Origin of the sequence: Paenibacillus sp. FSL R5-0928, assembly GCF_037970385.1 — a bacterium.
GTDB classification, from domain to species: Bacteria; Bacillota; Bacilli; order Paenibacillales; family Paenibacillaceae; genus Paenibacillus_AQ; species Paenibacillus_AQ odorifer.
In genome coordinates this window covers 3076330-3090067 of sequence record NZ_CP150225.1, presented here as the reverse complement: position 1 = coordinate 3090067, position 13738 = coordinate 3076330, and the positions used below count along the sequence as shown (strand labels likewise).

Annotated in this window: 15 protein-coding genes and 1 riboswitch; of the genes, 6 read left to right on the top strand and 9 right to left on the bottom strand. The window is 43.5% G+C overall.

Features of this window, described 5'->3' with window-relative positions; all coding sequences use genetic code 11:
- Positions 1-8: 8 nt before the first annotated feature.
- Positions 9-845: an amino acid ABC transporter substrate-binding protein gene (locus tag MKZ16_RS13795; RefSeq protein WP_076105017.1), complete on the bottom strand. Its 837-nt coding sequence runs from the start codon at positions 843-845 to the stop codon at positions 9-11.
- Positions 846-1067: 222 nt separating this feature from the next.
- Positions 1068-1171: riboswitch (TPP riboswitch) on the top strand.
- 198 nt (positions 1172-1369) lie between these two features.
- On the opposite strand from MKZ16_RS13795, the gene MKZ16_RS13790 reads away from it, so the two are divergent.
- From MKZ16_RS13790 to thiE, 6 genes are read left to right on the top strand one after another with little or no spacing between them, the layout of a single operon-like run.
- Positions 1370-2065 carry an ABC transporter ATP-binding protein gene (locus tag MKZ16_RS13790; protein ID WP_179090010.1) on the top strand — a complete coding sequence of 232 codons (696 nt, stop codon included), beginning with the start codon at positions 1370-1372 and terminating at the stop codon, positions 2063-2065.
- Entirely contained in the window at positions 2046-2822 is a 777-nt protein-coding gene (locus MKZ16_RS13785) for an ABC transporter permease (protein WP_081393391.1), read from the top strand. Before MKZ16_RS13790 ends, MKZ16_RS13785 begins: the two co-directional genes overlap by 20 nt.
- Positions 2819-3856, top strand: a complete 1038-nt coding sequence (locus MKZ16_RS13780) for an ABC transporter substrate-binding protein (RefSeq protein ID WP_076105015.1) — start codon at positions 2819-2821, stop codon at positions 3854-3856. Before MKZ16_RS13785 ends, MKZ16_RS13780 begins: the two co-directional genes overlap by 4 nt.
- Positions 3857-3897: 41 nt before the next feature.
- Positions 3898-4692: a hydroxyethylthiazole kinase gene (thiM, locus tag MKZ16_RS13775; protein WP_036686302.1), complete on the top strand. Its 795-nt coding sequence runs from the start codon at positions 3898-3900 to the stop codon at positions 4690-4692.
- A gap of 23 nt (positions 4693-4715) precedes the next feature.
- A complete protein-coding gene (gene thiD, locus MKZ16_RS13770) occupies positions 4716-5546 on the top strand; it encodes a bifunctional hydroxymethylpyrimidine kinase/phosphomethylpyrimidine kinase (RefSeq protein WP_176462624.1) in 831 nt (276 codons plus the stop codon).
- On the top strand, positions 5536-6192 hold the full coding sequence (gene thiE / locus MKZ16_RS13765; RefSeq protein WP_038570424.1) for a thiamine phosphate synthase: 657 nt from the start codon (positions 5536-5538) through the stop codon (positions 6190-6192). The genes thiD and thiE overlap by 11 nt, the downstream gene beginning before the upstream one ends.
- Here thiE and MKZ16_RS13760 read toward each other — a convergent pair.
- The 8 genes from MKZ16_RS13760 to MKZ16_RS13725 all read right to left on the bottom strand — a co-directional run bounded on the left by MKZ16_RS13760 (position 6173) and on the right by MKZ16_RS13725 (position 13737).
- Entirely contained in the window at positions 6173-6865 is a 693-nt protein-coding gene (locus MKZ16_RS13760; RefSeq protein WP_076101683.1) for a pseudouridine synthase, read from the bottom strand. The two genes, thiE and MKZ16_RS13760, sit on opposite strands and share 20 nt — an antisense overlap.
- 109 nt (positions 6866-6974) lie before the next feature.
- The gene (locus tag MKZ16_RS13755) at positions 6975-7157 is read right to left on the bottom strand and encodes a DUF3934 family protein (protein ID WP_038570418.1); all 183 of its coding nucleotides are present in this window, start codon (positions 7155-7157) and stop codon (positions 6975-6977) included.
- Positions 7158-7273: 116 nt separating this feature from the next.
- Complete coding sequence (locus MKZ16_RS13750) at positions 7274-7672, bottom strand: hypothetical protein (RefSeq protein WP_076105014.1); 399 nt, start codon at positions 7670-7672, stop codon at positions 7274-7276.
- A 121-nt stretch (positions 7673-7793) separates the two neighbouring features.
- Positions 7794-8879, bottom strand: coding sequence for an aspartate-semialdehyde dehydrogenase (gene asd / locus MKZ16_RS13745; protein ID WP_038570412.1), 1086 nt, complete (start codon positions 8877-8879; stop codon positions 7794-7796).
- A gap of 556 nt (positions 8880-9435) precedes the next feature.
- Entirely contained in the window at positions 9436-10038 is a 603-nt protein-coding gene (locus MKZ16_RS13740; protein ID WP_036686291.1) for a response regulator transcription factor, read from the bottom strand.
- The gene (locus MKZ16_RS13735) at positions 10038-11174 is read right to left on the bottom strand and encodes a sensor histidine kinase (RefSeq protein ID WP_036686290.1); all 1137 of its coding nucleotides are present in this window, start codon (positions 11172-11174) and stop codon (positions 10038-10040) included. Before MKZ16_RS13735 ends, MKZ16_RS13740 begins: the two co-directional genes overlap by 1 nt.
- Before the next feature lie 159 nt (positions 11175-11333).
- Positions 11334-12398: a fatty acid desaturase gene (locus MKZ16_RS13730; RefSeq protein WP_036686288.1), complete on the bottom strand. Its 1065-nt coding sequence runs from the start codon at positions 12396-12398 to the stop codon at positions 11334-11336.
- Positions 12399-12540: 142 nt separating this feature from the next.
- Positions 12541-13737 (bottom strand): hypothetical protein, encoded by a 1197-nt coding sequence (locus tag MKZ16_RS13725; RefSeq protein WP_076105013.1) that lies wholly within the window; start codon positions 13735-13737, stop codon positions 12541-12543.
- Position 13738: the final 1 nt, after the last annotated feature.

The following is a 13738-nucleotide window of genomic DNA, read 5'->3' as shown; positions in this document are numbered from 1 at the left end:
GCCTTGTATTATTTTGAAACGTCAGCTCCAAAGTATTTCTCGGAAATTTTCAAGTACGTTCCATCACTCTTCATCTCTGTAATCGCATCACTGACCGCTTTCACCAGCTCATCATTACCTTTCAGGAATACCGCGGCACTTTGTGATCCTTCAGGAATCTCATCAACCACTTTAATTTTTGCATCTGGTTTTTGTTTTTTTAGATCCAGATAAGACAAGCCATCATTCACAGTTGCATCAATACGTCCCGAAGTCAGCAGGTCCATCGCTTGATTGAAACCATCTGTAGCTACGATTTCAGCACCGTTCTCACGAGCGATATCGGATAAATTACTTGTCAGGGATTGTCCGGCTTTTTTACCTTTAAGATCGGCAAAGGTCTTAATATCCTCATTGTCTTCGCTCACGATCAATACTGCTTTGGATACGATATAGGGTTCAGAGAAATCATATTTCACTTTGCGATCTTCGTTAATGGAAACTTCATTGAAAATGACATCAAACCGTTTCGCATCCATCCCAGCAAAAATACCATCCCACTGAGTTTCAAAAAATTCAGCTTTGACACCTAAACGTTTGGCTACTTCTTCAGCAATTTCCACGTCAAAACCAGTCAATTTCCCCGCAGTGTCATGATAAGTAAAAGGTGCATAAGTCCCTTCTGTACCTATCCGCAATTTGCCGCTGGCCTTCACAGCCTCCAAACTGTTTTGCGCTGAAGATGCTGTTCCACCATTCGTTCCAGCTGTTGGTTCAGCAGCCGTATTGGTATTCGAATTATTGCCGCAAGCCGCTACAAGGACCACGGTTAACGCCAATATAATAGTTAAACTCCATTTTTTCATTATTAAATCCCCTCTCTCTATCCGGTTTTTTTCCGGCAAATTGAATAGTACACTGCCATCACATGATCGTCAATACTTTTTTCCGATTATATACATCGGAATTATAATATTAACTAGATTCCTACCTATATCTTACCCAATCTTGGATTAATCCTTCACTTCTTTCTCTCTTTACTTCTCAGAAAGATATGGTATATTTATAAACAAATTAATATGGACCTGTTATTTCACTAGGGGAGTCGGCCGACTGAGACGGAGCTTCAAGCTCCGGACCCTTGGAACCTGATCTGGATCATACCAGCGGAGGGAAGTGGAGCAGAATTTTCATCAAGCATGTTAAGTGTTATTATGCAGAATGAACTTTTTGACCCATTCATTTCCTCTGGAAATGGATGGGTCTTTATTTGTTTAGGCGCTCCACAAAAATTTTAGGAGGTTAGATCATCACGACCATTTTATCTATTCAAGGCCTAACCTACTCTTTTCCGGAATCTGAGCAACCCCCTGTATTCGCAGATCTATCCATGGATATCAGGCAAGGGGAATTCGTCTCCGTAGTAGGTGCTAGCGGATGCGGGAAAAGTACATTTTTCAAAACGATTGCCGGTTTACTCGAACCTACTCACGGAAAAATAAAACTCTCTACGCACCCGTCAACCGCTAGTCGTTTAGGCCAGATCGCTTATATGCCTCAGCAGGATTTATTGCTGCCTTGGAGGACAGTGCTCGACAACTGCCTTTTGCCTTGGGAGATCAAGCCCAGATTTAGTAAACAGGATACGATCACTCAGATTCGGGAAATGTTGACCCGCTTCGGCTTAGCAGATGTAGAGAAGGCTTATCCCCATGAACTTTCGGGAGGAATGAAACAGCGAGTCGCATTTCTGCGCACCTTAGTGGCTGGAGGCGGAAGTGGTCTTATGCTGCTGGATGAGCCCTTTGGCGCTCTCGATGCCATGACCAAACGCGAGATACACCGTTGGCTGTTGGAGTTATGGGGTGAATTGAATCAGACGATTATGCTCATCACTCATGATCTGGAAGAAGCACTATTGCTCAGTGACCGGATTTATTTATTATCTGGCGGTGCGCACAGCGAATTACAGGAGATCGTTGTGGATCTACCAAGGCCAAGACATTATAAGATGAACTATGAACCCCGGTTTATAGCACTACGGGAAGAGTTGGAGCGAAGATTGCATGCAACCTATACCTTTTAAAAAACATCTAGACAACTATGGTCCCTTCCTTCTTCTGGTACTGCTCATTCTTGTAATCTGGGAGTCGGCTGTTCGCCTTCACATGATTCCAGCCTTTATTCTCCCTGCACCTTCCTCTATTGGAATCGCATTGATCGAGCACAGGCAATTATTATTTGGACAGCATTTATTGGCGACGTTACAGGAGATACTGGTGGGTTTTGTCCTTTCTGTTATTTGTGGTGTATTGCTGGGCACTGGAATGTTCCTGTATCGCCCCATAGAAAAGGCCATCTATCCCTTTCTTATCATTAGCCAGACGATCCCATTAATTGCGCTATCCCCCATTTTTATTATGTGGTTCGGATATTCGCTGTGGAGCAAAGTGGCTGTGGTGTTTTTGACGGCTTTTTTTCCAGTCGTAGTGAGTACATATGATGGACTTCGTACAAGTGGCCAGACTTACAAGGACTTATTATTAACATTTGGTGCAAACCGCTGGCAGCTGCTTGTCAAAACCCAAATTCCACTGGCGTTGCCTGCTTTTTTCTCTGGCTTAAAGCTGTCCATTGTATACTGCGTCATCGGAGCTACTATCGGGGAATGGCTCGGCGGCAGTAAAGGACTCGGTTACTTCAGCCGCAGAATGGCCGGAAATATGCAGAGCGATGAAATGTTCGCGGCTGTATTTCTGCTGTCCGCGCTTGGTGTGGTGCTTTTTCTGGCGATAGCTTTACTCGAACAATTATTTTTAAAGAAAAGAGGATCAAACCAATGAATCATTTAAAATCCCCACAACGAGGACTTATTTCTGTATTTCTAGTATGCACACTTTTGCTCTTAAGCAGCTGCGGGAAGGCAGACAAGATAAATAACAACTCCCAAACCGATCCCTCCAATACCGAAAATAAGCAGTCACACAAGCTGACGATTATGCTTGATTGGTATCCCAATGCCGTTCATTCCTTTCTATACGCTGCGCAACAGCAAGGTTTTTTCCAAGAGGAAGGTTTGGATGTCGAGATCAAAATGCCTGCGGACAGCAATGATTCCCTAAAGCTTGTTGCAGCGAATCAAATTGATCTAGCGCTCAGTTATCAACCTCAGGTACTTATGGCACGCGGCGAGAAAATCCCTGTACGTTCGATTGCAGCAATCGTGCGGCATCCACTGAATCATCTGATGGTTCCTCAGGCTGGCAGTATTCATAGTCCAAAAGAGCTCGCGGGAAAACAAATCGGCTATTCCTCCATTCCGCTCTATGAAGCGGTGATTCGGACAATGATCCAGAGTGATGGAGGCGATCCTTCATCCGCCAAGCTGATTGACGTAGGTTTTGACCTCATCCCTGCGATCTCTACTGGACAAGTAGACGCAATAATGGGCGGGTTCATCAACCATGAACAACTAATCCTTGAAAAAGAGGGACATCCGGTCACTTCGCTTAATCCAACGGATTACGGAGTACCTGACTATTATGAGCTTGTGCTGGTGGCCAGCGAACAAGGATTGCAAAATTCTGAAGCCTACTTTAAAAAATTTCTAAATGCCATTACAAAAGGACAGGAATTTGTGGAGCAGAATCCTGAACAAGCCCTGGATTTACTGGTTGCACATGAAGATGCAACTTCACCGCTCGACAAGGAGATTGAGAAAAAAAGTCTTGAGATTCTGCTGCCGCTGATGAATGCTGGCGATCAATCTTTTGGATATCAAGACCCGACATCTTGGGAAAAGGTTCAGCAGTGGTTATCCACCAACAATCTTCTACCAGAGGATATTAAAGCACAGGAAGCTTTTATCAATCTGTAATGTTTAGTTAGTTGTTCATACAAGCTTGAGGAGGAATTATAATGAGTTATTTAGCCAAAGTACGGGAATCCAACCCGTTGATCCACAACATCACTAATATTGTGGTAGCCAATTTCTCAGCCAACGGTCTATTGGCGCTTGGCGCCTCTCCCTTTATGGCGGATGCCCACGAAGAAGTGATCGACATCGCCGCTATGTCGTCTGCTGTAGTTCTAAATATCGGCACACTCAATGACTACGCTATTCAATCTATGTTGCTCGCTGGTAAATCCGCTAATAAACACAGGGTTCCCCTAGTGCTTGACCCGGTAGGTGCAGGCGCAACTTCTTATCGGACCGCTGTCACTCAAAAGCTAGTTAATGAGATGCAAATCACCGCACTGCGGGGGAATGTGGCTGAAGTCGCTAATGTCATTGGGGAGAGTTGGTCCATTAAAGGGGTGGATGCTGGCGAAGGTGAAGGCGATGTAGTCCTTTTGGCTGAAGCTGCTGCGAGGAAGTTAAGCTGTGTGGTCATCATAACTGGAAAAGACGATGTGATCACGAATGGAAAAAACACTTTTATTGCCAGCAACGGTCACCCTATTCTCACGAAGATTACAGGAACTGGCTGTTTACTCAGCGCTGTTGTGGGTGCATTTCTCGCGGTAAGTGGAGGTGCCTCGTTGGAGGCCGCAGTGGAAGCCCTCTCCTTCTATGGAGTAGCAGCTGAAATCGCCGCTGAACTAACGACTGGTCAAGGGCCGGGAAGTTTTCAGGTTGAGTTTCTAAATCAACTGACATGGGTCACGCCAGAAGTCTTCCTAGAAAGATCCAGCATCAAACAGCTCAGTTAATGACCCTCGAAGGAGTGAATTCGATGATTATATCCAAAGCTCTAACCATTGCCGGCTCCGATAGCGGCGGTGGTGCTGGCATTCAGGCCGATCTAAAAACCTTTCAGGAGCTTTCTGTCTATGGCATGTCCGTCCTCACAGCTGTGACAGCGCAGAATACGCTGGGTGTCCAAGGGGTTTATCCAGTGACTCTGGACGCCATAATTCAGCAGCTTGATTCTATAGGATTTGACCTGCAACCAGATGCCGTAAAGACCGGGATGTTATTTAACAGTGACATCATCCGCATTGTGGCAGATAAAATTAAGCATTACGGCTGGTCTAATCTTGTAATTGATCCTGTGATGGTCGCTAAAGGAGGGTCCACACTGCTGCTGCAGGAGGCAGTTCAATCCTTAGTCAGCCATCTGCTGCCCTTAGCATTGGTGACGACACCCAATATTCCCGAAGCCGAAATAATCACAAAGATGACGATCACCACCATCGAAGAACGCAAAAAAGCGGCCAAAATCATTCATGGCATGGGCTCCAAATATGTAGTGCTAAAAGGGGGACATGATACCTCGACCACAGCAGTAACCGATCTTCTATATGATGGTGACGAATATACCTTATTGGAGAGTAACCGGATTCAGACCAGACATACGCATGGTACAGGCTGCACCTATTCAGCAGCAGTCACCGCCGAGCTAGCCAAAGGCAAATCCGTAGCTGAGGCCATTCAAACTGCCAAAGCGTTTATACAAGCGGCGATTGAAGACGAGCTGGGCATAGGGGCTGGACATGGACCAACCAATCATTTTGCTTATCAAAACAGACTGCGAGGGATTAACAGTGCAACGAATGAACAGTGAACATCTGCGAGATCTATTAAAAGTCTATTTCATTATGGGCAGTGTAAATTGCCGTAAAGCTCCAGTTAAGGTGCTGCAGGAAGCGGTTGCTGGGGGCATAACCATGTTTCAATTCCGTGAAAAGGGTACCGGTTCCTTAAGCGATAAGGCTCGACTTAATCTTGGGAGACGACTTCAAAAGATTTGTCATGCCAATGGCGTGCCCTTTATCGTGAATGACGACATTGATTTAGCGATCGCGCTTGATGCGGACGGAATTCATGTAGGACAGGAGGATACACCTGCATTGGCAATCCGCCAGCTACTTGGAGAGAATAAAATCATTGGTGTATCCGCTCACTCTTTCGTTGAAGCTCAGCAAGCGATTGCCGATGGAGCCGACTATCTGGGCGTGGGTCCCATTTATCCTACGTCATCCAAGGAGGATGCCAAAGCTGTTCAAGGCACTGCGATTATTGAAGAACTAAGAAATAAAGGCATTACCATCCCTTTGGTTGGCATTGGGGGAATCACGCTGCAAAATGTTGCACCTGTATTAGCAGCCGGTGCGGATGGGATCTCTGTTATCTCAGCGATTACCGGAGCTGTAGACATTACCCCAACTGCCAGAGGCTTTGTTGACAAAGTTAGTTTAAGCGGGACATAAGCTCATTCAGCTCTTCACTGCTTAAATGCCGCCATTGTCCTAGCTCCAAGCCGTCTAATGTAATATTCATAATTCTTATGCGCTCCAGCTTTAGTACTCTATATCCTAACTCCTTGCTCATTCTGCGTATTTGCAGATTAAGACCTTGAGTTAGGATAATTCTAAACTGACATTCTGTGATCCGATAGACCTCACAAGGTTTCGTTGTGATTCCAAGAATGTTCACGCCGCTAGACATCGCTTGTAAGAATTCTGACGTAACCGGTTTGTCTACATTAACTACATATTCTTTTTCATGCCCATTCTCGGAACGCATCATTTTATTTACGATCTCTCCATCGTTGGTTAACAAAATGAGGCCTTCCGAGTTTTTATCTAATCTGCCGATCGCAAAGATCCTTGAAGGATACCCTACAAAATCAATAATGTTCCCAGCTACATGTGGGGCTGCTGTACAGGTAATGCCTATCGGCTTATTCAAAGCGAGATACACTGGCTCCCCTTTACTGCTTGTTATCGGCTCCCCATCGATCCATACGATATCCTCTGGCTCTATAAGAATGTTCGCATCACAGACGATACCATTCACAGCGATTCGACCTGCAGCAATTAATCGTTTGGTTTCCCTTCTGGAACAAAAGCCTGTTTCGCTTATATATTTATCGATTCTCACTGCTGATCCTACTTTCTCTCTATATACTTACATCTGGTCATAAAAAAACACCTGATTTTAACGATCAAAATCAGATGTTAACCTTCAGGAATAACCCAGTTTATTGGAGCTATTTGGTGCTTCCGCTTTTTTTCACGTTACTGCCCTTGCTTCCACTTGCACCTTTAGCACCTGGACCCGTCGTTGGGTCACCTTTAGCAGGTTTAACTGGTTTTGCTGTTTTGTTCCAGCGTGTCCAGCCTTTACTCCCCGTACCTCTGCCTGTGCCGCCACCTTTACTTTTTGCACCCATTATATCACTCCGTCAGTCATTCAGAATTCGTATAGTTTATACACTTTACCTATCTTACCACACTCTCAACCTTTCTGTTTAAGTAATAACAAATGCTTCATCTAACTAGCCACTGTTTAGAATTTAGCATCTTTATTCATTTCATGAATATCAAAGCTATCCTCATGTATTTCGATGGCGATGACGGTGTCCTTTTTTTCAAAAAATTGCACATGCCCTAACCGCTTGTCCTCCAGCTCTATCCATCCATCATCGCTTAATTTATTAAAATAGCTGTCAGGCCGATAAAGACCTTGTTCTCCCCCTATATTATCCAACTCGTACTTTGCTCCAATTTTTATATTAGGGTTATTTGAATTTGTTATCACTTCGATTTCTTTGGCATTCTTCGGAATTGGAATTTCAGCATTTATAGATGACACTCCATACTCTTGTTCCTCTTGAGTTGACGATGTACAACCGCTTGTAAACAGGATTAATGGTAACCAAATAAAAGCTAATAAATATTTATTCAAAGGTATCCTCTCCTTCCATAACTTATTTTACCAAATGTAAAATTAAAATAAAAACACCCCACCAAAGACTAAGCTTTGATGAGGTGTCTATTCACATCAGCTGTGCAGCTCATGTATGGACTTATTTCGGTTGAATATAACCTTCTGCTTTCAGAAGCTCAGCGATCAACACAGCACCGCCAGCTGCTCCGCGCAGGGTGTTATGGGAGAGACCTACGAATTTGTAATCATAGAGGGCATCTTCGCGAAGTCTGCCCGTCGATACGCCCATTCCGTTCTCAATATCACGATCCAGCTTGGTCTGTGGACGATTGTCCTCTTCAAAATAGGTAATGAACTGTTTAGGTGCGCTAGGCAGTTCAAGCTCCTGAGGACGTCCTTTAAAGCTCTTCCAGAGATTCAGAATCTCTTCTTTGGACGGTTTTTTCTCAAAAGAAACAAATACAGCAGCCATATGTCCATCCGCTACAGGCACACGGATACACTGCGAAGTAATCGTTGGCGCTTCACTCTTTACGATACCCTCTTCTTCAACGCTTCCCCAGATCCGCAAAGGCTCTTGCTCACTCTTCTCTTCTTCGCCACCGATGTAAGGAATCACGTTATCCAGCATTTCTGGCCAGTCCGCAAAAGTCTTTCCTGCACCAGAAATAGCTTGGTAGGTAGTGACCACCACTTTAGATGGATTGAAGTCTTTGAGCGCATGAAGTGCAGGCACATAACTTTGAATGGAGCAGTTAGGTTTAACTGCAATGAACCCTGTCTCTGTTCCCAGACGTTTTCTTTGCTGTGCAATAACCTCAAGATGCTCCGGATTAATCTCAGGAATGACCATAGGCACGTCAGGCGTCCAGCGATGCGCTGAGTTATTGGAGATTACTGGCGTTCCGGTGCGAGCATAAGCCTCTTCGAGCGCTTTAATCTCATCTTTTTTCATGTCAACAGCACAAAAGATCAAATCTACATCCGCAGCTACTTCCTCTACCTTAGAAGCGTCTTGGACCATAATATTCTTTACGTTCTCAGGCATTGGAGTAGATAACTTCCATCTGCCCTTGGCCGATTCTTCATACGTTTTTCCAGCAGATCTAGCACTGGCAGCAATCGCAGTTACTTCAAACCAAGGATGATTCTCTAGAAGGGCAATAAAACGTTGTCCTACCATACCTGTGCCGCCAACTATGCCGGCTCTTAGCTTTCTTGACATCAGAAAATACACTTCCTTTTGATTAACTGTCCTATTGTGGATAATAGGCCGATAATTAATGATATACGGCGCGGGAACATTTGGCGAGTGTTAACATCAAAATAACATTAAAAATTTTATTTTTAGCGGATTATATTGAATTTCACTAATGCTAATAAAAGAAATAGCTGCACTCAGTACAATTATAAGTATATTTTCTGCTTAGACAACTCTTTAACTGCATTCTCTACAACTATTTCCCCGCAAAATAATGGAAATGCCCTCTAAGCGAACTTTTAGATGTAAGAAATGCAACTAAATCGCATCTGACGAGCATTTTATAGCATATAGTTGTAGGAAATACATCTATTTGCGATTGGTGAGCATAAATTAGGAATCAGCGCTCTGCGATCAGCGATTAGCAATCAGCGCTCTGCGATTAGCAATCAGCAATCGGCGATCAGCGATCAGCGATCAGCGATCAGCGATTAGCAATCGGCGATCAGCGATCAGCAATCAGTGATTAGCGTTTACGTTTACAAGCTGCTTCAGCCAACTAATCGTTTCTTACCCACGCTCATTTAAACCAACCTTTTTCCTTAAATCGAGTGATTGCCTCGATGCGGTTACCTACATCCAGCTTATCTAGTATAACAGAGATGTAATTCCGGACTGTTCCCGTGGTAATGTACAATTGGCTGGCGATCTCTTTTGTATTTTTACCGTCGGCAATGAGTCCAAGTACTTCCTTCTCCCGCTGAGTCAGAGGATTCACTTCACCGCTGTAGGCTTCATCCATTAGCTCCGGTGCATACATGCGTCGGCCTGCCATCACATTACGTATCGAAAGTGCCAGTTCTTCGCTAGGACTGTCTTTCAGCAAATAAGCATGAACTCCCGCCTTGAGCGCACGTTCGAAATATCCCGCACGGGCAAAGGTGGTTAATATCATCGTTTTGCAGCCGCTATTCTTCAGCGCTTCCGCAGCGTCGAGACCACTCATCGCTGGCATTTCAATATCCATAATACAGATATCCGGCTTATGCTGCTGAACCATCGCTACAGCTTCTTCCCCGTTGCTTGCCCGGCCCACTACCTTCATATCCTCTTCTAAATCCAACAAAGATGCCAGCGCTCCAAGGAGCATCCGCTGATCCTCAGCGATTACAATCTTAATCATTATAAGGTTACCTCCTGTTCCGGATGCTTAAATGCATTAGGGACCTTAATCACGATCGTAGTTCCCCCATCTTGCACGATATCCATACAGCCATTCACAAATTCAAGACGTTCCCGCATGCCTTGCAGCCCATGTCCTTTAAAATAAAGATCATTGCCCGGGATGCCGGTTCCATCATCTTTCACTTTAATGATCAGATCTGTACGCGTAGGTTCGATGATAATTGAGCAGGACTGTGCATTACTATGCTTCACAACATTTGTGACAGCTTCCTTAATACACATGCTGAGCACATTCTCCGTAATCAATGAAGTGTTAGAAAGTTTAGGATTGCCTTGCAAAACATAATCGATCTCCGCAGCCGCAAGAAACTGCTGAATATGAACGAGCTCGTCCTCAAGCCGAATGCCGCGCATTCGCGTAATCATCTCCCGGACCTCTTTCAGTGCACTTCTTGCCGTCTGACGTACATCATTGATCTCGGCTTTTGCTTGCGTCGGATTACTGTCGATAAGCTTTCCTGCCAAATCACTTTTCAGACCAATTAACGAAAGCTTCTGACCTAATGTATCGTGTAGATCACGTGAAATCCGCTGGCGTTCCTCGAGTTTAACCAATTCAGAGATTCGCTTATTAGCATCCTCCAATTGGTCTTGCAGCTTCCCTTGATTATTGCGGTTATAGGTACTGATTGGCAGCAGGATCACTGCAATCATACTGACAAGCACAAACGGAAGCTGGCTGATAAATACGGGATTACGCGACAGCAGCTCATAATTGATCGTAATAATCGTAGTCAGCAAATGAATGGAGTATAGGGTGAAAAACCCTACTCGATTCTGGATATTCCCAATAAAAAAGGCTAAAAAAAGCGCAAAATACATATATCCAAACAACAACGTCATCGTTATAGAGACAAGTATCTGCACGCTCGTCCAAAAATAAACTAACCAACCCTTGGAGACAAAAGAAAGCACATAACAAACAAAAAACACAGCGATCATCAAGATTCCCGAAACTACCTGGTAGGGAGAGGAGGACCGAAAGATGAAATAAAACGGTAGAATATAAAATACGACCCATACATAAGGGCTAAGACCTGTACTTTTATGAAAAATATGATGCCACTTCTGCATGTTCGCTCTCCTTTTTGCCATATGCCACTCACCCTATTCTAGCATAAATCCGGTAAAATCCGGTGAACCACAACGATAAAGAGAAAAAAGATTAGAGCGCGAATGAGTTCTCCGGCTCTAACCTTCCATTTTGCTGCTATTTGATTACAATGTGGACCATTATTCTCCCTGGAGTCTGGGCTTATGAACTTGCAGGACCTCGCCTGCTGTTTTAGGTTTATTTAATATGGACTTCATCTCTTTGAAACTGATGAAACGTTTATTTTCCTCATCCCAAAGACGGAAGTGAAGAGCCTTCAAGCTGGTACCAATCGTAATCGTTGTTGCTTTTTGTAGCGGTGGAGTCGCGTTATGCGCTTTTTCCAAATTATAGTTTGGCACCTTTGGACTTAAATGATGCACATGGTGGAAGCCGATGTTGCCCGTAATCCATTGCAGCACCTTCGGCAGCTTATAATATGAGCTGCCTTCAACCGCGGCCATCACATAACTCCATTCGGATTCATTCTCGAAATAAGAGTCTTCAAACTGATGTTGGACGTAGAACAACCATATGCCGAGAAACCCTGATACAAATGCTACAGGCAGCTGCACCATAAGAAATGCCTGCCAGCCAATAGCCCATATCAGCAAGCCATAAAGGGCTGCGATTGAAATATTCGTCAAATAGGTATTCATCCGCTCTTTGCGTCTAGCACCTTTAACATTAAAACGATACTGAATCATAAAAACAGCAATCGGTCCAAGACCAAACATCACGATGGGATTGCGGTAAATCCGGTAATATAGACGTTTCCAGAAGGAAGCTGCTGCGTATTCATCGACCGTCATAATCCAAATATCGCCGATCCCTCTTTTATCGAGATTACTGGAGCTGGCGTGGTGAATGGAATGACTATGTTTCCACTGCCGATAAGGAACCAGTGTCAGTACACCTGTGATCGTTCCGATAATATCATTCGCTTTACGATTCTTAAAAAACGATCCATGTGTGCAATCATGAAAAATAATAAAAGTTCGAATTACAAATCCTGCTGCAGGAATAGCTAACAGAAGGGTGAGCCAATAGGAAACGGATAAAGAGAAATAAGCTCCGCCCCATAACAGCACAAGTGGTCCTAAAGTATTGATGAGCTGTCTTATACTTGCGTTGCGGTCATTTTTCTCGTAAGGGGCTACACTCTTTTTAAGGCTGGAGAGCTGTGATGTCTGTTTTGTAGTCATCTATATCGTTTCCTCCTTGATGTGTCCGGCTAAGGATCTTTTCATCTACTCTAAGTATAGGCGATGAAGTATCATCCTATAAGTCATAAACATCAAGTAGAGAGTATGACAAATGTCATACTCTCATTCTAATCAATTTCCGTCAGCATTGCAGCCAACATCCATCTTCCTTCACTTCGTATTGACCTTTGATCTCACCAATTCCATTAAGGATTAACGAATCTTTATTAAAAGTTGGAGGTTCATCTAGTACTAGGTGCAGTTTATTAATATTTCGAAGGTCAGCTGTATAGTAGCTAATCACTGGCTTTTCCAGAAAATACTCCGCATCATTGATTTGGATTCGTAAATTATTCTTATGAATACATTTCTCATCTCCACCAATAATACCCATAGGATTAAAACCCGTAGATTTTATATCTCCTTCAATATACAGGTGGTACCCTTCAAGGCTGATAAAATCAATGAATTCCTTCTCCCTGATTGTTTTGACCGATTGCATAATATCTTCCGTTTCTTTGCTGATGGATATCTCCTCGAAGGGAATGATGACTTGATCCACAAATTGCTTAAAAAACGCATATAAACTTAACTCCGACTTCATAAACTCTTCTTTCCAATCGGTGCGAAGCTCATCCAGCAGCAAACATATAAACAGTCCAGAACCATAGCAGCTTCTTCTAATATTTGCCGATGATTCAAGTTCATCTATTAAATACGAACTGAACTTCTGCAATACCTCCTCATTAGGAAGTGTGGATTTCTCGGCATAGGCATTTAATTCAACATACCAAGCGGGTCCTTCCAGCGTTTCAATAAGATATTCATTTAGCACGTACTCCCCGAGCAGCTGTTCTCTTTGTTGACGTAAGGCAATAAATCTGTACATTGCTTGATTACGCTCTTCAATAGTAGCTGCCATTACACTAAGATATAAATGATGTCTTTCTTGAATCCGCAATTCCATATTTTCGAGGGATAAAGGGTAGGTAATCATCAATAATTCATCTGCATAACGTTCATCTCCCATCAGGAATTGATAACCGTGAAATAATTCGTGTACACAAATGGCGTACAAGTCTTCGAATTCTTCATGTAATTCCAGATTAACGATGGCTGTAGGGTGATCCTCATATAAAATGATTGTATCTCCTGAGAATTCATTACTCCAAGGAAGCAAATGTGGATGATATCCTACCGTTTTAAATTTGGGATGATTGTACAGATACACGTTATCCTTATTATAAAATGCAAAAGAAACAGCCTCGAATCCTTTCCAATATTTCTGCAGCTTGTGGTTCGTTAAACACTTAACAATCATCTCCAAATGAAATTCCATC